The organism is Rhodopseudomonas palustris (assembly GCF_034479375.1).
Taxonomy (GTDB): domain Bacteria; phylum Pseudomonadota; class Alphaproteobacteria; order Rhizobiales; family Xanthobacteraceae; genus Rhodopseudomonas; species Rhodopseudomonas palustris_M.
In genome coordinates this window covers 3,041,916-3,059,752 of sequence record NZ_CP140155.1, presented here as the reverse complement: position 1 = coordinate 3,059,752, position 17,837 = coordinate 3,041,916, and the positions used below count along the sequence as shown (strand labels likewise).

At 66.0% G+C, this 17,837-nt stretch carries 22 protein-coding genes; 10 read left to right on the top strand and 12 right to left on the bottom strand.

Annotation, left to right across the window (positions count from 1 at the left end; genetic code table 11):
* Position 1 precedes the first annotated feature (1 nt).
* The 10 genes from SR870_RS13830 to SR870_RS13785 all read left to right on the top strand — a co-directional run bounded on the left by SR870_RS13830 (position 2) and on the right by SR870_RS13785 (position 7,722).
* A complete protein-coding gene (locus SR870_RS13830) occupies positions 2-454 on the top strand; it encodes an SRPBCC family protein (RefSeq protein ID WP_322514133.1) in 453 nt (150 codons plus the stop codon).
* A gap of 2 nt (positions 455-456) precedes the next feature.
* On the top strand, positions 457-1,323 hold the full coding sequence (locus tag SR870_RS13825; protein WP_322514132.1) for an FAD binding domain-containing protein: 867 nt from the start codon (positions 457-459) through the stop codon (positions 1,321-1,323).
* A gap of 1 nt (position 1,324) precedes the next feature.
* Positions 1,325-1,792, top strand: coding sequence for a (2Fe-2S)-binding protein (locus tag SR870_RS13820; protein ID WP_322514131.1), 468 nt, complete (start codon positions 1,325-1,327; stop codon positions 1,790-1,792).
* On the top strand, positions 1,785-2,738 hold the full coding sequence (locus tag SR870_RS13815; protein ID WP_322514130.1) for an LLM class flavin-dependent oxidoreductase: 954 nt from the start codon (positions 1,785-1,787) through the stop codon (positions 2,736-2,738). Before SR870_RS13820 ends, SR870_RS13815 begins: the two co-directional genes overlap by 8 nt.
* 8 nt (positions 2,739-2,746) lie before the next feature.
* Positions 2,747-3,754, top strand: coding sequence for an LLM class flavin-dependent oxidoreductase (locus tag SR870_RS13810; protein ID WP_322514129.1), 1,008 nt, complete (start codon positions 2,747-2,749; stop codon positions 3,752-3,754).
* Positions 3,751-4,380 (top strand): flavin reductase family protein, encoded by a 630-nt coding sequence (locus SR870_RS13805; RefSeq protein WP_322514128.1) that lies wholly within the window; start codon positions 3,751-3,753, stop codon positions 4,378-4,380. The genes SR870_RS13810 and SR870_RS13805 overlap by 4 nt, the downstream gene beginning before the upstream one ends.
* Positions 4,381-4,425: 45 nt before the next feature.
* Positions 4,426-5,091 carry an NADPH-dependent F420 reductase gene (gene npdG, locus SR870_RS13800; protein WP_322514127.1) on the top strand — a complete coding sequence of 222 codons (666 nt, stop codon included), beginning with the start codon at positions 4,426-4,428 and terminating at the stop codon, positions 5,089-5,091.
* A 10-nt stretch (positions 5,092-5,101) separates the two neighbouring features.
* Positions 5,102-5,860, top strand: coding sequence for a coenzyme F420-0:L-glutamate ligase (gene cofE / locus SR870_RS13795; RefSeq protein ID WP_322514126.1), 759 nt, complete (start codon positions 5,102-5,104; stop codon positions 5,858-5,860).
* Positions 5,857-6,846, top strand: coding sequence for a 2-phospho-L-lactate transferase (cofD, locus tag SR870_RS13790; RefSeq protein ID WP_322514125.1), 990 nt, complete (start codon positions 5,857-5,859; stop codon positions 6,844-6,846). The genes cofE and cofD overlap by 4 nt, the downstream gene beginning before the upstream one ends.
* 87 nt (positions 6,847-6,933) lie before the next feature.
* Entirely contained in the window at positions 6,934-7,722 is a 789-nt protein-coding gene (locus SR870_RS13785; RefSeq protein ID WP_322514124.1) for an IclR family transcriptional regulator, read from the top strand.
* A 118-nt stretch (positions 7,723-7,840) separates the two neighbouring features.
* Here the strand turns inward: SR870_RS13785 and arsJ are convergent, their stop codons facing one another.
* The 12 genes from arsJ to phnH form a co-directional block, all read right to left on the bottom strand.
* Positions 7,841-9,067, bottom strand: a complete 1,227-nt coding sequence (arsJ, locus tag SR870_RS13780) for an organoarsenical effux MFS transporter ArsJ (RefSeq protein WP_322514123.1) — start codon at positions 9,065-9,067, stop codon at positions 7,841-7,843.
* A 4-nt stretch (positions 9,068-9,071) separates the two neighbouring features.
* Positions 9,072-10,115 (bottom strand): ArsJ-associated glyceraldehyde-3-phosphate dehydrogenase, encoded by a 1,044-nt coding sequence (locus SR870_RS13775; RefSeq protein WP_322514122.1) that lies wholly within the window; start codon positions 10,113-10,115, stop codon positions 9,072-9,074.
* Between the two features lie 11 nt (positions 10,116-10,126).
* A complete protein-coding gene (locus tag SR870_RS13770; protein ID WP_322514121.1) occupies positions 10,127-11,008 on the bottom strand; it encodes a helix-turn-helix domain-containing protein in 882 nt (293 codons plus the stop codon).
* A gap of 102 nt (positions 11,009-11,110) precedes the next feature.
* Complete coding sequence (locus tag SR870_RS13765; RefSeq protein WP_322514120.1) at positions 11,111-11,242, bottom strand: hypothetical protein; 132 nt, start codon at positions 11,240-11,242, stop codon at positions 11,111-11,113.
* Positions 11,243-11,355: 113 nt separating this feature from the next.
* Positions 11,356-11,967 carry a pyridoxamine 5'-phosphate oxidase family protein gene (locus SR870_RS13760; protein ID WP_322518269.1) on the bottom strand — a complete coding sequence of 204 codons (612 nt, stop codon included), beginning with the start codon at positions 11,965-11,967 and terminating at the stop codon, positions 11,356-11,358.
* A 2-nt stretch (positions 11,968-11,969) separates the two neighbouring features.
* Positions 11,970-12,575, bottom strand: coding sequence for a phosphonate metabolism protein/1,5-bisphosphokinase (PRPP-forming) PhnN (gene phnN / locus SR870_RS13755; protein WP_322514119.1), 606 nt, complete (start codon positions 12,573-12,575; stop codon positions 11,970-11,972).
* The gene (locus SR870_RS13750) at positions 12,572-13,726 is read right to left on the bottom strand and encodes an alpha-D-ribose 1-methylphosphonate 5-triphosphate diphosphatase (protein WP_322514118.1); all 1,155 of its coding nucleotides are present in this window, start codon (positions 13,724-13,726) and stop codon (positions 12,572-12,574) included. The genes phnN and SR870_RS13750 overlap by 4 nt, the downstream gene beginning before the upstream one ends.
* A 17-nt stretch (positions 13,727-13,743) precedes the next feature.
* The gene (phnL, locus tag SR870_RS13745; protein ID WP_322514117.1) at positions 13,744-14,442 is read right to left on the bottom strand and encodes a phosphonate C-P lyase system protein PhnL; all 699 of its coding nucleotides are present in this window, start codon (positions 14,440-14,442) and stop codon (positions 13,744-13,746) included.
* 8 nt (positions 14,443-14,450) lie between these two features.
* Positions 14,451-15,251 carry a phosphonate C-P lyase system protein PhnK gene (gene phnK, locus SR870_RS13740; RefSeq protein WP_322514116.1) on the bottom strand — a complete coding sequence of 267 codons (801 nt, stop codon included), beginning with the start codon at positions 15,249-15,251 and terminating at the stop codon, positions 14,451-14,453.
* Positions 15,244-16,125 (bottom strand): alpha-D-ribose 1-methylphosphonate 5-phosphate C-P-lyase PhnJ, encoded by an 882-nt coding sequence (locus tag SR870_RS13735; RefSeq protein ID WP_322514115.1) that lies wholly within the window; start codon positions 16,123-16,125, stop codon positions 15,244-15,246. The genes phnK and SR870_RS13735 overlap by 8 nt, the downstream gene beginning before the upstream one ends.
* Positions 16,122-17,228, bottom strand: a complete 1,107-nt coding sequence (locus SR870_RS13730; RefSeq protein ID WP_322514114.1) for a carbon-phosphorus lyase complex subunit PhnI — start codon at positions 17,226-17,228, stop codon at positions 16,122-16,124. The genes SR870_RS13735 and SR870_RS13730 overlap by 4 nt, the downstream gene beginning before the upstream one ends.
* Positions 17,228-17,836, bottom strand: a complete 609-nt coding sequence (gene phnH / locus SR870_RS13725) for a phosphonate C-P lyase system protein PhnH (RefSeq protein WP_322514113.1) — start codon at positions 17,834-17,836, stop codon at positions 17,228-17,230. The genes SR870_RS13730 and phnH overlap by 1 nt, the downstream gene beginning before the upstream one ends.
* Between the last annotated feature and the right edge of the window lies 1 nt (position 17,837).

Genomic DNA, 17,837 nt, shown 5'->3' with positions numbered 1-17,837 from the left:
CGTGGAATTCCGGATGGAGGCCGATCTACCCTGCGCGCCGAGCCGGCTGTGGCCGATCATGCTCGACATCCGCGAGATGGCGGCCTGCATCCCGGGTATCGAAGCCATCGAGGAAAAAGAAAGATTGAAGGCCTATTCGGCGCTGATGAAGCAGAAGATCGGCCCGTTCAAGCTCGAGGTGCCGGCCGAGATCGTGGTCGAGGAGTTTCGTGAGCTGGAGTTCGTGATCGCGCAGGCCACCGGCAAAGACAAATACACCGGCACCACGCTGCGGGTCAGTTTCGATCTGCGGCTCGCCGCCGTGGAGGCTGAGATCACGCGGCTGGCGGTGCAGGCCGAATTGCAGATCGCCGGCCGGCTGGCGTCGCTCGGTCACGCCATGATCAAGAAGAAAGCGCAGGAGAACTTCGCCGCGTTCGAAGCCAATTTCCGCAAGCGGCTGGGCGAGATCTGACCATGCGGCTCGCCCCGTTCCAGTTGCATCGTCCGACCGAGCTGCAAACCGCGCTCGAGCTGCGCGCGCAGTTCGGCGACGACAGCGCGTACTATGCGGGCGGAACGGAACTGCTGCTGGCCCTGAAGGCGCGCGTGCTGCGCTACGAGCATTTGATCGATCTGAAACGGATCGGCGGCTTCGACCGAATCGCGGTCGAGAAGGACGAACTGGTGATCGGTCCGCTGGTGACGCATCTGCGGCTCGCCACCGATCCGCTGATCCGCGAGTGGCTGCCGGCCTACGCCAAACTCAGCGACAATGTCGGCAACATTCGGGTGCGCGCCTCGGGTACGCTGGCCGGCAATCTGTGTTTCTCGGAGCCGCACGCCGATCCACCGGCGCTGCTCTGCCTGCTCGGCGCAACGCTGACGTTGTCCGGGCCGGACGGCGAGCGCAGCGTGCCGATGGCCGAGTTCATCCTCGGTCCGTTCACCACCGCGCGCGCCGACGACGAGATTCTCACCGCGATCCGCGTCCCGCTGCCGACCGCCGGCGAGCAATTCTGCTATCGCAGCTTCGGTCATCTCGAATACCCTGCGGTCGGCGTCGCGGCGGCGTATCAGTCGCAGGCCGGCGCGCCGCGCTACCGCGTCTGGATCGGCTGCATCGGCGACAACCCGATTCATGCGGAGCCGGTCGAAGCGGCACTCGCGGGCGTACCGCCGCAGGCGCTGTCCGACGTCTTGCCGCAGGCGGCCGAAGCCATGGCGGCCGAACTGCCGGCATCCGACGACATCTACGGCAGCGCCGACTACAAGCGGCATCTCGCCGCCGTGTTCATCGGACGCGCGGTGCTGGAAAGCGCCGGCGTGGCAGGAGGGCGCTGACATGGCCGATCTCGCTTCGCTCGACATTTCCTTCACGCTCAACGGCGCGCCGCAGACGCGTTCGGTGGCGCCGTTCGCGCTGCTGATCGATTTCCTGCGCGATGATCTGGCGCTGAAGGGCACCAAGCGCTCCTGCGACGTGCAGGTGTGCGGCGCCTGCACCGTGCTGGTCGACGGTCTCCCGGTGAGTAGCTGCACGTCGCTCGCCGCCGACATCGACGGCAGATCGGTGGTGACGATCGAAGGGTTGGCGCAGCGCGGCGAACTCAGCCCGGTGCAGCAGGCGTTCGTCGACCACGCCGCGATGCAGTGCGGGTTCTGCACGCCGGGCATGGTGCTGGCGACCACGGCTTTGCTGGAGAGCCATCCGCATCCGACCGAGCAGGAGATCCGGCATTATCTGCGCGGCAACATCTGCCGCTGCACCGGCTACATCAAGATTCTCGAAGCGGTGAAAAGTCTTGTCTGAGCTCTCCATCTCCAGCGACGGCCGCGACGATCCGGCGGTGTTCGGCGACAAGGTCGCGGCCGGCGAGGCCGGCGGCGCCGACACGATCTGGATCGCCAACCATCTGTTTCTGCGCGATCCCGCGGTGCTGGGGGCGCTCACCTTGTCGGAGACCCGGCGGCTCAAGGTGGCGCTGATGGCGGTCAGTCCGCTGACTCAGCATCCCGTGCAGATCGCGATGGCGGCAACCACGCTTGCGGAGCGCTTCCCTGGCCGCGTCAAGCTGTGCCTCGGCGTCGGCGCGCCAGCCGACCTCGCGGCGATCGGCGTCGACGGCGCCAGGCCATTGCGGGCGATGCGCGAAGCGCTGCTGCTGGTTCGGGCGCTGCTGTCGGGCGAGACCGTCACCTTCCAGGGCGAGACCTTTCGAACCGACCGGCGGCGGCTCGCCGCCGCGGGCGCCGATATCCCGATCGTGCTGGCGGCCTCCGGTCCGCAGATGCTCGAACTCGCGGGTACGGAGGCGGACGGCGTCCTGATCAGTGCCGGTGCCTCTGTGCCATTCGTTGCGCAGACGCTGCAGAGCGTCGCGCGGGGCGCCAAGGGCCGCGAGATTCGCACATCGGGCCTCGTCTATGCCTCGGTCGACGACGACGAGCGCCACGCCAACGACCGGCTGCGGCGGATTCTCGCAATTCTGCTGCGCGGCGCGCATCACAAGACCAATCTCGGTCTGGCGGGTACCACGCTCGATCAGCAAGCGCTGAACGACGCGGTGCTGGCGGAGGACTGGAGCCGGGCCGAAGCGATGATCGGCGACGACATCGTCGCCCGCCATGCAGCTAGCGGCACGCCCGAGCAATTGCGCCGCCGGCTCGCCGAGTATCACGCCTCCGGGCTCGACGAGATCGTCATCGCCGGGGTGCGAGACGGCGCCCAGATCAAAGCCATCCTAGAATCGTCATGAGGAAACGCATGAAGTTCAGTGTCTGTCTGTCGACCGGTTTCGAGGGCGTGATGTATCCGATCCCGTTCGCGGGACCCGAGGATTTCATCGCCCAGGCGCAGCTCTGCGAACGGCTCGGGTACGACTCGGTGTGGGGCAACGATCACATCACCACGCAGAACTACGTGCGCGACCTGTTTCCCGGCAAGCCGCCGAACTTCTACGAACCGCTGATCGTGCTCGCCGCGATCGCCGGCGCCACCAAGACGATCAAGCTCGGCACCGCGCTCACCGTTCTGCCGATGCGTGATCCGGTGTATCTCGCCAAGCAGGCGATCTCGCTCGACCAGATGTCGAATGGGCGGTTCATCATGGCGGTGGGACTCGGCGCCTATCGGGAGGAGTTTCTCGCCTGGGGCGGCTCGCGCGCCGCCAAGGCGCGTCGTGGCGACATGATGGACGAGGGGCTGCTGGCGCTCGACATGCTGTTCAACGAGCCCAGCGCCAGCCACGAAGGTGCTTACTACTCGTTCAAGGACGTCGAGATGTTTCCGAAGAGCAAAGTGCAGCCGTTTCCGCTTTATATCGGCGGGCACAATCTCGAGGCGCTCCAACGCGCGGCACGCTACGGCCAGGGCTGGCTGCCGGGCTGGCGGCCGCTCACCGAGATGGAGCAGCGGATCAAGGATCTCAAGGCGCGGGCCGCCGAACTCGGCCGCGACCCGGCGTCAATCGAGATCGCCCCGCAGTTCTCCTGCACGATCGCCAAGACCATGGAAGAAGCGGAAAAGCGCTACATGGAAAGCGGGCTCGTCGCGCATCGGGTGTCGCTGGCCTACACCGGCCGCGACCTCAGCCATCAGGTGACCGCGAACCTGGTCGGCTCGCCCGATGTCATTCTCGAAAAGATCGAGAAGCTGCGGTCGATCGGCGTGCAGCATTGCAGCGCGCTGATGTTTCCGGCCGATACGGTCGAGGAGATGAACGAGCAGATCGAATGGTTCGGCACCGAAGTGATGGCCAAGGTGCCGGCGTGAACCCGCCGGCGGTAGGCGAGGCAGAGCAGCGGTTCGAGTCGATCGATCTCGCCGCGCTGACTCGTGCCGACCGCTACAAGATTCTGACCGGCGCGGTGATCCCGCGTCCGATCGCGTTCGTCACCTCGCTCGGGCCGGGCGGCATCGTCAATGCCGCGCCGTTCAGTCAGTTCGTGATACTCGCGGTCGATCCGGGCTTGCTCGGTTTTTCGGTCGGTCCGCGGCCGGGCGGCAGCGACGCCAAGGACACGCTCGTCAACGTGCAGCGTGCCGGAGAATTCGTGATCAACATGGTGCCCGAAGGATGGGAGCAGCGCGTCCAGCAGGCGAGCGAGGAGTATCCGCCCGACGTGAGCGAAGCCGATCTGCTCGGCTTCGCGACGCTGCCGTCGCGCCGGATCGCGACGCCGCGCCTGGCCGGCAGCAAGATTCAGTTCGAATGCACGCTCGACCAGGTGCTGCAATTCGGCGACGCGCCCAACCATCTGGTGGTCGGTCGCATCGTCGAGATGCATGTCGCCGAAGGGCTGACGCAGAACTGCAGGATCGATGCCCGGGCGTATGCCCCGGTCGCCCGGATCGGCGGCCGTAACTACGTGCGCCTCGGCGATATCGTCGAGGTGTGAAGGCCGGCAGCGCCTGCGCTGCCGGTGACAAGAACAGAGGATACCATGACTGCGAAAACTCATACGATCTGTGTCGTCGGCGGCACCGGCGCCGAGGGTGGCGGGTTGGCGATGCGCTGGGCCAAGCACGGCCACCGCGTGATCATCGCCTCGCGGGACGCCGCCAAGGCGAAGACGGCGGCCGCGGAACTCGGCGCGCGTCTCGGCGGCGCCGACGTCGAAGGAGCCGAGAGCAGCGCCGGCGTCGTCGATGCCGATATCGTCGTGCTGACGGTGCCGTATCAGGCGCAGATCGCGACGGTGCAGGGGCTGAAGGAGGCATTGCAGGGCAAGATTCTGGTCGACGTGACGGTGCCGCTGGTGCCGCCCAAGGTGTCCCGGGTGCAACTGCCCGAGACCGACTCCTGCGTGGTCGCGGTGCAGGCGCTGCTCGGCGACGGCGTGCGGGTGGTGTCGGCGTTCCAGAACGTCTCGGCGCACAAGCTGAAGGATCCGGATTACGCGATCGACTGCGATGTCCTGGTGGCCGGTGACGACAAGGAGGCGCGTGCCACGGTGATGCAGCTCGCGGTCGATGCCGGCCTGCGCGGGATCGACATCGGGCCGCTGGCGAATTCGGTGGTGTCCGAGAGCCTCACTTCGGCGCTGATCTGGATCAACAAATTCTATAAGATTCCCGACGCGGGAGTGCGGATCACCGGTCTCCCCTGAGGAGTGTCGTTTGTCGGTCCGACGTGCTTTGGAGATTTTCGCCCTGGAGGGCGTGCCGCTGGTCGAGCCCGGTGACGACCTGGCCGGTCTGATCCTGGCATCGCTGGCGGATTGCGGCCGGCACCTGCAGGATCACGACATCGTCGTGATCGCGCAGAAAGTGGTCTCGAAGGCCGAAGGCCGCGGCATTGATCTGTCCGGCGTCACGCCATCGGCCCGTGCGATCGAGATCGCGGAGGCGGCCCACAAGGATCCGCGGATCGTAGAATTGATCCTCGCGGAATCAAGTGAGGTGCTGCGCGTTCGGCCTGGCGTGATCATCGTCGAGCATCGGCTCGGCCTGGTGCTTGCCAATGCCGGCATCGACCGCTCCAATGTGGAGGGCGAAACCGCGCTGCTGCTGCCGCTCGATCCCGACGCGTCGGCGCAGCGGATCCGGGAGCGGCTGGTTGCCGAGATCGGTGCGGCGGTCGGCGTGATGATCATTGACAGCATCGGGCGCGCCTGGCGCAACGGCACGATCGGCACCACGATCGGCGCCAGCGGCATCGCCACGATGCGCGATCTGCGCGGCCAGCCGGACCTGTTCGGCCGCAAGCTCGAGACCACCGAGGTCGGCGCAGCCGACGAAGTCGCGGCGGCGGCGTCGCTGCTGATGGGGCAGGCGGCTGAGGCCACGCCGGTCGTCGTGGTGCGCGGGGTCGATCTCGCCGGCATCGGCACCGCGCGCGATCTGTTGCGGCCCAAACACATGGATATGTTTCGATGACCGCGCCTGTTGCAGACGATCACATCATAGCACTCGCCGGCGGCGTCGGGGGCGCCAAGCTGGCGGACGGCCTGGCGCATCTGCTCGGCGACCGGCTCACCGTTATCGTCAACACCGGCGACGATTTCGAGCACCTCGGCTTCCACATCAGCCCCGACCTCGACACGGTCACCTACACGCTGGGCGGCGTGGCCAACAGTCAGCAGGGCTGGGGCCTCGAAGGCGAGACGTGGGGCTTCATGGAGCAACTGGCGCGGCTCGGCGGGCCGGCCTGGTTCAAGCTCGGCGACCGCGATCTCGCGACCCATGCCTACCGCACCAACCGTCTGCGCGAAGGTGCGACGCTCACCGAGGTCACCGTCGAGCTTGGCGCCGCGCTCGGCGTCACCTCGCGCCTGCTGCCGATGTCGGACGATCCGGTGCGAACCGTGATCCACAGCGGCGGCCGCAGCATCGCGTTCCAGGAATATTTCGTGCGGTTGGCCTGCGGCGTGCCGGTCGATCGCATCGAGTTTGCCGGCGCCGCGGCGGCGCGGCTCAATCCGGCGATCGGCGCGCTGCCGCGGCCGGCGGCCGTGATCATCTGCCCGTCGAACCCTTATCTCAGCATTGATCCGATCCTGGCTGTGCCCGGCGCGAGGTCGTGGCTGAAGGGGCTCGGCGTACCGATCATCGTGGTGTCGCCGATCGTCGGCGGCGCCGCCATCAAGGGGCCTGCGGCCAAGATCATGCAGGAGCTGAAGGCGCCGGTGTCGGCGCTCGGCGTCGCCGCGCATTATCGCGGCCTCGCCGACGGCATCGTCATCGACAATTGCGATGAAGCTCTGGCGGCGGAGATTGCGGCGCTGGGCATGGCCGTCCGCGTGGAGTCGACCGTAATGCGCTCGAAGGCCGATCGGATCGAGCTCGCCGGCGCTTGCCTCGCTTTCGCCCGAGCGCTGCTCCAAACCCCCGCCTTCGATCACCCCCCGGCCTCGACTAAATAGGTTTTGAAATGACGCCGGCAACCGAGTATCCGCATCGTTCGTCGAGGCTGCGGGATCGGGCGGGCGCAGCAGCTAAATGTCGCTGGGATGGCCATCCAAATGGTTAGTGTGGGAAAGACGGCGACCGGAAGTCAGACCGTCGCGCGCGCTTTGGCGGTGCTGGAGTTGTTGGGGCGGGAGGGGGAGCTCGGCGTACGCGAACTGGGCCGCCAGCTCGGCGTGGCGCCGAGCATCGCGCAGCGCTTGATCAACACTTTGTCCGAAGCCGGCTTCGTCGAGAAGTCGCTCGGCAATTCGAAGTGGAAGATCGGCTACAAGGCGTTCCAGATCGGCTCTGCTTTTCTTGCCTCGACCGACCTCAACGCCGCCACTGCACCTGAACTGCACCTGCTTGCCGAGCAGCATCAGGTAAATAGCTTCCTTGGCGTGCTCCGCAGCCAGGATGTCGTGTATCTGGCGACGGTGCAGAGCGGCGGCCCGATCTCGATCACCAATGCGCCGGGGTCACGGACCTATCTTCATTCGACGGCGCTCGGCAAAGCTCTGCTGCTCGACAGCTCGGACGACGAAGTCCAGGCGCTGCTCGGCACCGGCCCGCTCAAACAGCTGACGAAGAAGACAAAGCGCTCGGTATCCGCAGTCCTCAAAGACCTCAAGGAAGGTCGTCGGCTGGGCTACGTCGTTTGCGACGAGGAAAACCTCGAAAATGTCTTCGCCGTCGGCGCCCCTATTCGCGACGCCAGCGGTGGTATCATCGCTGCCCTGAGCGGCGCCGTGCCACGGCAGCGATTGTCGGCTCGCGCCATCGAAGAGCTCTGCGAACTGGTCAAGGCATCGGCGACCCGAGCGTCACGGAGGCTCGGCTCACTCAAGTGAAGATCCACTCCGCAGAGCTATGGGTCAAGTCCACTGCGCCGTAGCCGGGGCACCGAAATAAGCCATGCCATGATTGTCAGGGTCTGGTGCTGCGCGAGCCCGAACGAGGCGGGGCGTGTCAGGTCGGCTTTTCCCCAGTAGGTGCCGCGCGTTCGTCCAACGGGAGCGCGTGCGTTATCAACCAGCACAGCAACAGCATGACCGCTGATCCGATCAGGCAGCCGGAGATGCCCGCGAGCTGATAGAGCACACCCGACAGAATGATGCCGAGCAGCCGTCCGACTGCGTTTGCTGCGTAGTAGAAGCCGACGTCCTCGGCGGCCTTCTCCGATCCCGCATAGGCCAGGATCAGATAGGAGTGCAGCGAGGAGTTCACCGCGAACGGCAGGCCGAACAGCGCCAAGCCGATCACGAGGAGCAGGTCGGGTCGCGCAACGCCGGCGAAGGCCATCGCCAGCGCCAGCACGATCGGGATCGCGGCCAGCACAGCGGCCCAGAGCCGGGCGGCAGGCACTTCGCGGCTCAGGCCGTCGTTGCTTCGCGTCACAAGGCTGGGCGCAATCGCCTGTATGCCGCCATAGGCGATCGTCCACGCGGCCAGAAAGCCGCCGACCTCTAGGAAGCGCCAGCCGTTGGCGTAGAGAAACACCGGCAGACCGACCACGAACCACACGTCCCGCGCACCGAACATGAAGACCCGCGCCGCCGCCAGCAGGTTCACGCCGCGTGATTTTCCGAACAATTCGCGCATCGTCTTCGACGATTTCGCCTTGCCGAGATGTCGCGGCAGTAAAGCGAGACCGGCGATGAAGATCACGCCGAGCAAGCCTGCCATCAGCCAAAGGGCCTGCCGGAATCCGACCCAATCGAGCAGCAGGCCGCCGAGAAAGAACCCGACGCCCTTCATCGTGTTCTTCGAACCGGTGAACCAGGCGACCCAGCGGAAGAGTTGCCCGCTGCCCTGCGCCGAGGTGGCCTTGATGGCGGATTTCGACGCGGTTTTGGTGAGATCCTTGGCGACGCCGGCGATGCCCTGCGCTGCGACCACCCAAGCCACCGATGCGGCGGCGGTCCAGCCGGGGTCGAGCGCTGACAACATCAACAGCCCGGCGATCTGCAGCGCTTGGCCGATAGCGAGCATGCGCGGAATGCCGAAGCGCGATGCAAAGTAGCCTCCCGCCAGATTGGCTACGATGCCGGCGGCTTCATACAGGAGAAACAGAAACGCCAGCGTAAACGGCGTATAGCCGAGCCGGAAGAAATGAAACAGGACGAGCATCCGGAGCGCGCCGTCAACCAGCGTGAAGCCCCAATAGGACGCCGTGACGATGACGTAATTGCGCAAAGCGTCAGACCCCGGCTTTGCGGACGATGTCGGCGAGATCCACCATTCGGCAGGCGTAGCCGACTTCGTTGTCGTACCAAGCGTACACCTTGAGCAGCGTTTGGTCGGTCACCATCGTGCTCAGCGCGTCGACGATCGAACTGCGCGAATCATTGGTGTAGTCTGCCGACACCAGCGGGCGGCTCTCGTAGCCGAGAATGCCGGCCAGCACGCTCTCCGACGCGGACTTGAAAAGCGAGTTGACCTCGTCGACGGAGGTCGGGCGGTTCAGTTCGAACACGCAGTCGGTCAGACTTGCGTTCAGCACCGGGACACGGACCGCGTGGCCGTTCAGCTTGCCCTTCAGCTCAGGATAGATCAGCGTGATCGCGGTGGCGCTGCCGGTGGTGGTCGGCTGCAGCGACAGCATCGACGAGCGGGCGCGCCGAAGATCCTTGTGCGGCGCATCGACAACGACGTTGGTGTTGGTCGCGTCGTGGATCGTGGTGATCTGACCGTGCCGAATTCCAATGGCCTCATGAATGACCTTCACCACGGGCGCCAGACAATTGGTCGTGCAGGAGGCCGCCGTCAGCAGGCGATGCCGCTGTGGATCGTAGAGCCGGTCATTGACTCCGACGACAACGTTGAGCGCGGCCTCGTCCTTGACGGGAGCGGCGACGATCACCCGCTTCACGCCCCGGTCGAAATAGACCAGTAGCTGATCCGGCGTCAGGAATTTGCCGGTGCATTCCAACACCACGTCGCAGCCGAGATCACCCCAGGCGACATCGCCGGGCGTGGCGTGCTCGCTGAAGCCAATCCGGCTCGCACCAATCGCGATCGTGTTTGCGGCGTCGACGCCGATGTTCTCGTGCCAGCGGCCATGCACGCTGTCGAACTCGAGCAGATGTGCCGTCGCGGCGATGCCGCCTTTCAGTTCATTGATATGAACTACCTCGAGGCGATTGTCGCCCCGCGGATCGTTGTCCGCTCGCCGGATGCCGCCGAGTGCTGCACGCAGCGCCAAGCGTCCGATCCGGCCCATTCCATTGATGCCTACCTTCATGGATGCCACCGTCACGGCGTAATGCGGTTGGTGTCGCCGATCTCGTCGAGGCGCGCTTTTACCGCCATCCGATCGAGTGACTCGAACGGCAGGCTCGTGAAGATTTCCAGCCGCCTGCGGATCATCGCGTAAAGTTCGTTCAGCAAGGTCGTCCGTTCAGTCTCCGATCCGGTAAATTGGGCTGGGTCCGGCAGGGGCCAGGCGGCGGTGACGTATTTCCCTCCAAAATCTGGGCAGATCTGACCGTTCGGCGCGTCGCACAGCGCGATGATGAAATCCATCCGCGGCGCATCGGGCCGTTTGAATTCGTCCCAGGATTTGGAGTGGAGCCGCGCCACGTCATGGCCTAGCGAGGCAAGGCGCTCGATGACTTGCGGTAGCGGCTGGCTCGCTGGCTCCGAGCCGGCGGAGTAGCCGCGAAATCGGCCGTTGCCGACCTTCTGCAACAGCGCCTCGGCCATGATCGAGCGCGCGGAATTATGCGTGCAGAGAAACAACACGTTGAAGGCGGGTGTCATGAAGTTCTCCAGCGGAGCGGTGGGTGCGGGGGAGGGGGTCTTGAAAACGTCTGCACAGATGTCGGGATGGCCGTCGCAGCAATCGCGCGCTAGGAAATCGAGGAGGCTTCGAAATCCTGGAAGCTCGGCTCGATAGTTCATCGAGCGGCCTTGCTTCTCGACGCCGATCAGACCGGCGCGCTGCAGGATGCCCAGATGTGTCGACATCGTGTTGTGCGGCACATTGCAGAGCCGGGCGATCTCGCCTGCGGGCAACGTCGTTGGATGAACTGAAAGCAACAGCCGAACCGCGGCGAGCCGGGTCGGCTGCGCCAGGGATGCAAAACCCTCAATGGCTTCCGTTTCGCGGTTCGCTTTACTCGACGCCAGCATCATTGGTCATCCAATTCGTCGATGCTTCTCGACGAATTGGATGACGTTAGTGTGACAGTAAGATGAAAATGCCTCGACCAGCGGCGGACCGGAGATACTTAAGCATCATTTGTCCAGATGAGCGGACACACTTGCCAGAGTCGATTGGTGGGTATCAGCCACGAAGGACACCGCGCCGGCGCGCGGATCAGCGCTGACCAGCGCAACCGCCGCGACGTCGAATTCGACATCCAGCATGAACGGTCCGGCAGACCGAACCGAGCTGACCGGCTGCTCACACGGCATGCACCCATCGGTGCACAGATCCAGCCAGCGATCGGCGAGGCAGCCTCGACCCGTTGTTTCGCCTGCTACCACATCGTCTGGCTGGCGCGCTCGGGCCAGGTCCGGTCGTAGTCCTCGCCGCCGACGCGATTGTCGGTCATCGAGGCGAGAATCTGCCCCGGGGTCGGCAGCGTGGCCGAATCGACGTGCTTGTCGGGATTCCACAAATCGGAGCGCAGGATCGCGCGGCCGCACTGGAAGTAGATCTCCTCGATCGTCATCACCATCACGGTGCGCGGGGCTTTGCCCTTGACGTAAAATGAACTCAGCAATTCCGCCTCCGCCGAGACGATCGCGCGCCCGTTGATCCGCAGCGCGCTGGTCGAGCCGGGGATCAGCAGCATCAGCGCCACGCGCGGATCGCGCACGACGTTGCGCAGCGAGTCGATCCGGTTGTTGCCGTGCCGATCGGGTAGCATCAGCGTCTTGTCGTCGTGAATATGGATGAAGCCGGGCAGGTCGCCGCGCGGCGAGCAATCCAGTCCCTCGGGGCCGACGGTCGCCAGTGCGGCGAACGGCGAGCGCTCGATCAGCGTCCGATAGGGCGGCGTGATCCGGTCCGCGACCTTCTCGGTCGAGGCGTCGCCCGGGACGCCGTAGAGTTGCTCGAGGTCGGCAATCGTGGTGATGGCGGATATCGTCATTGCGCAACTTCCTGTCCGGCCGGCGCCTCGTCGCGGATGATACGAAGAAGGTCGCGCGCATGGTCGTCGCGGCTTGCAACATTCATGATCGTGAAATCGGCGTCGTCGCCGGCGGTGACTATTCGACCGACGCGGTCCGCGATGACGCCGTCGCTGCCTCTCGCCCGCGCCGCAATCCGGCCGGCCAGAATTTCGGCGGGCGCGGTGACGAGCACGACGACGACGTTCTCATAGCTCTGCCGCGCCTGCGCGATCACCGTGCGCGAGACATTGGCGACCACGGTGTGGTCGGCGCGCAGTTCGTTGTCGATCGAGCGCAGCAGGCCGTAACTATGGCCGTGCGCCTGCCAATGCAGCGCGAATTCATCGGCGGCGACCATGGCCCGAAACGCCTCGGGTGTACTCTGCAGATTGTCTTCCGCAGGCGAAGGCTCGCGCGTGACCACGCGCCGCGTAAACACAATGTCGCGTTCGCCGAGGCAGGTCGCCTTGGCGATGCCGAGCAGCGTGTCCTTGCCGGCGCCGCTCGGGCCGACCACCAGCACCAGCCGTCCGGGTCCGATCCGGCTGTCCTGTGCGGTGATGGGCGCGAGCTCGGTCATGCCACCCGATGTCCTTCGCGCCAGACGCTGCGCACCGCCGGTACGTCGTGGGCGACGTGGACGCGGATCAGGTCGGCGCGCTTGCCGACCGCGATCTCGCCGCGATCCGGCAGGCCGACCGCTTCGGCCGGCGCCTTGGTGACGGTGCGCACGGCGGCTGCGAGATCGATCGCCGGCGCGCGCAGCGGCAGTTGCAGCGCCGCCATCAGAAGGCTCGACGGGATGTAGTCCGACGACAGGATATCCAACAGCCCCTCGCGCGCCAGATCGATCGCCGCGATGTTACCGGAATGCGAACCGCCGCGCACCACGTTCGGCGCGCCCATCAGAATGTCGATGCCGGCCTCGTGCAGGCCGCGTGCGGCCTCGAGCGTGGTCGGGAATTCGGCCACCGCGACCCGATCGCGAATCGCGTCGGTGACGTTCTCGTCGGTGGTGTCGTCGTGGCTCGCCAAAGGAATCTCGTGTTGTTGCGCGAGCGCGACGATCGCCCGCATATTGGCGTCGGCGTAGGTCTCCTTGCAATACAGCCGCCGCGCGAACATCACGTCGAGTTCGGCGTCGGTCATGCCGGCGCCCTTGCCGCGGTAGTAGTCGCGCAGCTTCTCTTCGTCGCGGAACTGCCGCTGGCCCGGCGTGTGGTCCATCAGCGACATCAGCCGCACGTCGGGGCGGCCGATCAACTCCTTCGCCTCGTCGACCACATTGGGCATCGGGATTTCGCAGCGCAGATGCAGGAAGTGCTCGGCGCGCAGCAGATTGGCGTCGCGCGCGTCGCTGATCGCTTGTGCGAGCACGCCGGCCTGGCCGTCAACGTCTTCGGCGCCTTCCTCGCGCCAGACCCGCAGCGAATCCAGAACCGTGGTAATGCCGCAGGTGGCGAGCTGGCCGTCATAGGACACCACGGCGGCCACCGGATTCCACTGCACTTTCGGTCGCGGCATGTAGTGGGCTTCGAGATGGTCGGTGTGCAGCTCGATCAGCCCGGGCATCACCAGATCGCCGCCCATGTCGTGGCTGCCGGAGGGAACGCCGCTGTCGCCGATCTCGGCGATGCGGCCGTTCTCGATCGCCAGCCAGCCGTGCTCGATCACCCGGTCGGCGAGCACGATGCGGGCGTTGCGCAGAACGAATTCGAAATTGGTCGTCATCACTCTCTCGTCTCTCTTCAGGCCGCTGCGGCGAAGCTCGCGACGTCGATCAGTCGATCGGCGATCCGGGCGCGCACCTCGTCGTCGTGGACAATAGCAATCATCGCGACGTCGTCGCGCTTCTTCTCGGCGATCAGGCTCATCACCACCTCGCGATTGGCGGCATCGAGCGAGGCGGTCGGCTCGTCGAGCAGCAGGATTGGGACATGCGCGATGAAGCCGCGGGCGATGTTGACGCGCTGCTGCTCGCCGCCGGAGAACGTCGCCGGCGGCAGCGGCCACAGCCGTTCGGCGATGTTCAGACGTTTCAGCAATTCGCCGGCGCGCGCGCGGGCCTCGTCCTTGCCGACGCCGCTCGCGACCAGCGGCTCGGCGACGACGTCGATCGCCGCCACCCGCGGCACCGCCCGCAGAAACTGGCTGACATAGCCGATCGTATCGCGCCGCAGCTCCAGCACCTGCCGCGGCTCGGCGGTGGCGAGATCGATCAGGGCGCCGCGATGCAGGATGTCGATGCGGCCGGCGTCGCAGCGATAATTGCCGAAGATCATCTTCAGGATCGACGACTTGCCGGCGCCCGAGGGCCCCGCCAGCACCACGCATTCGCCGGCGTCGACGTGGAACGACACGCCGCGCACCACGGGCAGCCGCACGCCGCCCTGCAGATGCATGACGAAGGTCTTCTCGGCATTGCTGAGTTGGATCATCGCGGACATTGGCGGGCTCATGGCGGCAGGATCGAGGCGACGAGGAGCTGGGTGTAGGGCTCGTGCGGGTCGTCGAGCACCTGGTCGGTGAGGCCGGTCTCGATCACGCGACCGCCCTGCATCACCATCACGCGATGCGACAGCAGCCGCGCCACCGCGAGATCGTGGGTGACGACGATGGCGGCAAGCCCGAGGTCCGTGACAAGGCCGCGCAGCAGATCGAGCAGCCGCGCCTGCACCGAGACGTCGAGGCCGCCGGTCGGCTCGTCCATGAACATCAGCCGCGGCTCGGTGACCAGATTGCGCGCGATCTGCAGCCGCTGCCGCATGCCGCCGGAGTAAGTCCGCGGCGCATCGTCGATGCGGTCGAGCCCGATCTCGACGCGCGACAGCCAGCTCGACGCGGTGTCGCGGATACGGCCGTAGTGATTCCAGCCGACCGCCATCAGCCGCTCGCCGACATTGGCGCCGGCCGACACCGCCATCCGCAGGCCCTGCGCCGGGTCCTGATGCACGTAGCCCCAATCTGAGCGGAACAGAAAGCGCCGCTCCGCTTCGCCGAGTGCGGCGAGATCGCGCAACACGCCGTCGCGCATCCGGTACGAGACGTGGCCTGCGCTCGGCGCGAGTTGCGCGGAGAGCATCTGCAGCAGCGTCGATTTGCCGGAGCCGCTCTCGCCGACGATCGCCAGCACTTCGCCCGGATACAGCTTGAACGAGATATCGCGGCAGGCCTGCAGCCGGCCGTAGGATTTCGCCAGACCTTCGGCGACCAGCAGCGGCTGATCCTGCGCAATCGGGGAGGTGCGATCAGGCATCGGCCCGCTCCTGATGCGGCGCGCTTTCGCTGCCGCGATGGCCCTGCGCCTGTCGGGTTTCGCAATAATCGGTGTCCGAACACACGAACATCCGGCCGCCGCGGTCGTCGGTGACGATCTCGTCGAGATAGGATTCTTCCGATCCGCACAGCGCGCACGGCGCGTCCTGGCGATAGCGCGTGAACGGATGGTCCTCGAAGTCGAGCGACACCACTTGCGTATAGGGCGGGATCGCATAGATCCGCTTCTCGCGGCCGGCGCCGAACAATTGCAGCGCCGGGCAATCGTCCATCTTCGGATTGTCGAATTTCGGCGTCGGCGACGGGTCCATCACGTAGCGACCATCGACCTTCACTGGATAGGCGTAGGACGTGGCGATGTGGCCGAATTTGGCGATGTCCTCATAGAGCTTGACGTGCATCAGCCCGTACTCGGCCAGCGCGTGCATCCGCCGCGTTTCGGTCTCGCGCGGCTCGAGATAGCGCAGCGGCTCCGGGATCGGCACCTGATACACCAGCACTTGGCCCTCGTGCAGCGGCGCTTCCGGAATCCGGTGCCGCGTCTGGATCACGCTGGCATCCGTCGTGCTGGTTGTCGTCGCCACGCCCGCGGTCTTGGCGAAGAACTTCCGGATCGAGATCGCATTGGTGGTGTCGTCGCTGCCCTGGTCGATCACCTTCAGCACGTCGTCGGGGCCGAGGATCGCCGCGGTGACCTGCACGCCGCCGGTGCCCCAGCCGTACGGCATCGGCATCTCGCGGCTGGCGAACGGCACCTGATAGCCGGGGATCGCGATCGCCTTCAGGATCGCGCGACGGATCATCCGCTTGGTCTGCTCGTCCAGATAGGCGAAGTTGTACTGGGGCGCGTTCATTCCGCAGCCTCCTGCAACGGCTCGGATCGTTCGGCGGCATCGACAAAGTTCTGCCGCAGCCGGCGGATCAGTCCGAGCTCGGACTGGAAGTCGACGTAATGCGGCAACTTCAGATGTTCGACGAAGCCGGTCGCCTGCACATTGTCCGAATGCGACAGCACGAATTCCTCGTCCTGCGCCGGCGCCAGCGCCTCTTCGCCGAGTTCCTTCGCGCGTAGTGCGCGATCGACCAGCGCCATCGCCATGGTCTTGCGCTCGCTCTGCCCGAAGGCGAGGCCGTAGCCGCGCGTGAAGCAGGGCGGCTCTGTGGCCGAGCCCTTGAACTGATTGACCATCTGGCATTCGGTCAGCGCGATGCTGCCGAGCGGCACCGCGAAGCCGGCATCTTCTGCCAAAAACTCGAGTTCGACCTCGCCGAAGCGGATTTCGCCGGCGAACGGATGCGTGCGGCCGTAGCCACGTTGCGTCGAGTAGCCCAGCGCGAGCAGGAAGCCCTCGTCGCCGCGCGCCAGATTTTGCAGTCGCAGATCGCGATCGGCCGGAAAGTTCAGCGGCTCGCGGGTGAGGTCGCCGACCGGCGCATCGGGGGCCGGCGCGGGCGAAGGTTCGATCAGTCCGTCGCGGCCGAGGATATCGGTGACGCGCGGCATCGCTTCGTTCGACACCACCGCATATGCCGGCAGGTCCGGCTCACCTCCGGCGGCGAGTTGCGGGTCGAGCAGCCGGTGCGTGTAGTCGAAGGTCGGTCCGAGAATCTGCCCGCCGGGAATATCCTTGAAGGTCGAGGACACCCGCCGCCGCACCGCCATCGCGCCGGTGTCGAGCGGTTCGGTGGCGCCGAACCGCGGCAGCGTGGCGCGGAATGCGCGCAGCAGGAAGATCGCCTCGATCAGATCGCCGCGGGCCTGCTTGATCGCCAGCGCTGCCAACTCGCGGTCGTACAGCGACCCCTCGACCATCACCCGGTCGACGCCGAGCGCGAGTTGCTCGGAAATCTGTGCCAGCGTCAGTTCGGGCACGGCGCGGTCGCCGCGGCGCTCGTGTGCCAGCAACCGGTGCGCATTATCGATGGCGCGCTCGCCACCCTTGACCGCGACATACATCAGTTGCCTCCCTTGGCGACGAGCCGCGTGGTGCGCGGGATCGCGACGATCGTGTCGCCGCCGACCAGAATCAGATCGGCGCCGCGCGGAAACAGTGCGTGGTTGGCTTCGTGCTGTGACACGAGGCTTTCCGGCAGCGGCGCGCGCAGCGCCGCCATCCCGCGGATGCCGGGGCCGCTCAGTTCGAACTCGGCGCCTTCCTCCAGACTCTCGAGCTGCAGGACCAGCGTGGTGGAGCGATCCGGATAATCGTTGCTGCCGAGCGCGAAGCGATCGAGAGCCGGCATCCGATGAGGCTCGGCGATCAGTGCGAACGCAGCGGCTTCGGGCGCTTCGACCAGCGGCGCGGACGTGTGAAACCTCAGCCATCGCGTCACGGCGGGCGTCTTCGCCGCGGCGTCGAGCCACAGCGGCGTATCGTGATCGAACAGCGTCAGCGCGATCGCCGCGGTCGCCGGCATCAGCGGCGCCGGAACGTCATGCAGTTCGGCATCGAGCCGCTGCAGCTTGCCCGGCCGCGCCATCGCCTGCATCACCGCGCGGAACGTCGCCTGCGCCGACGTGACCTTGTCGGCAAAGCCGGCGGACAATTCGACCGTCCCTGTCATC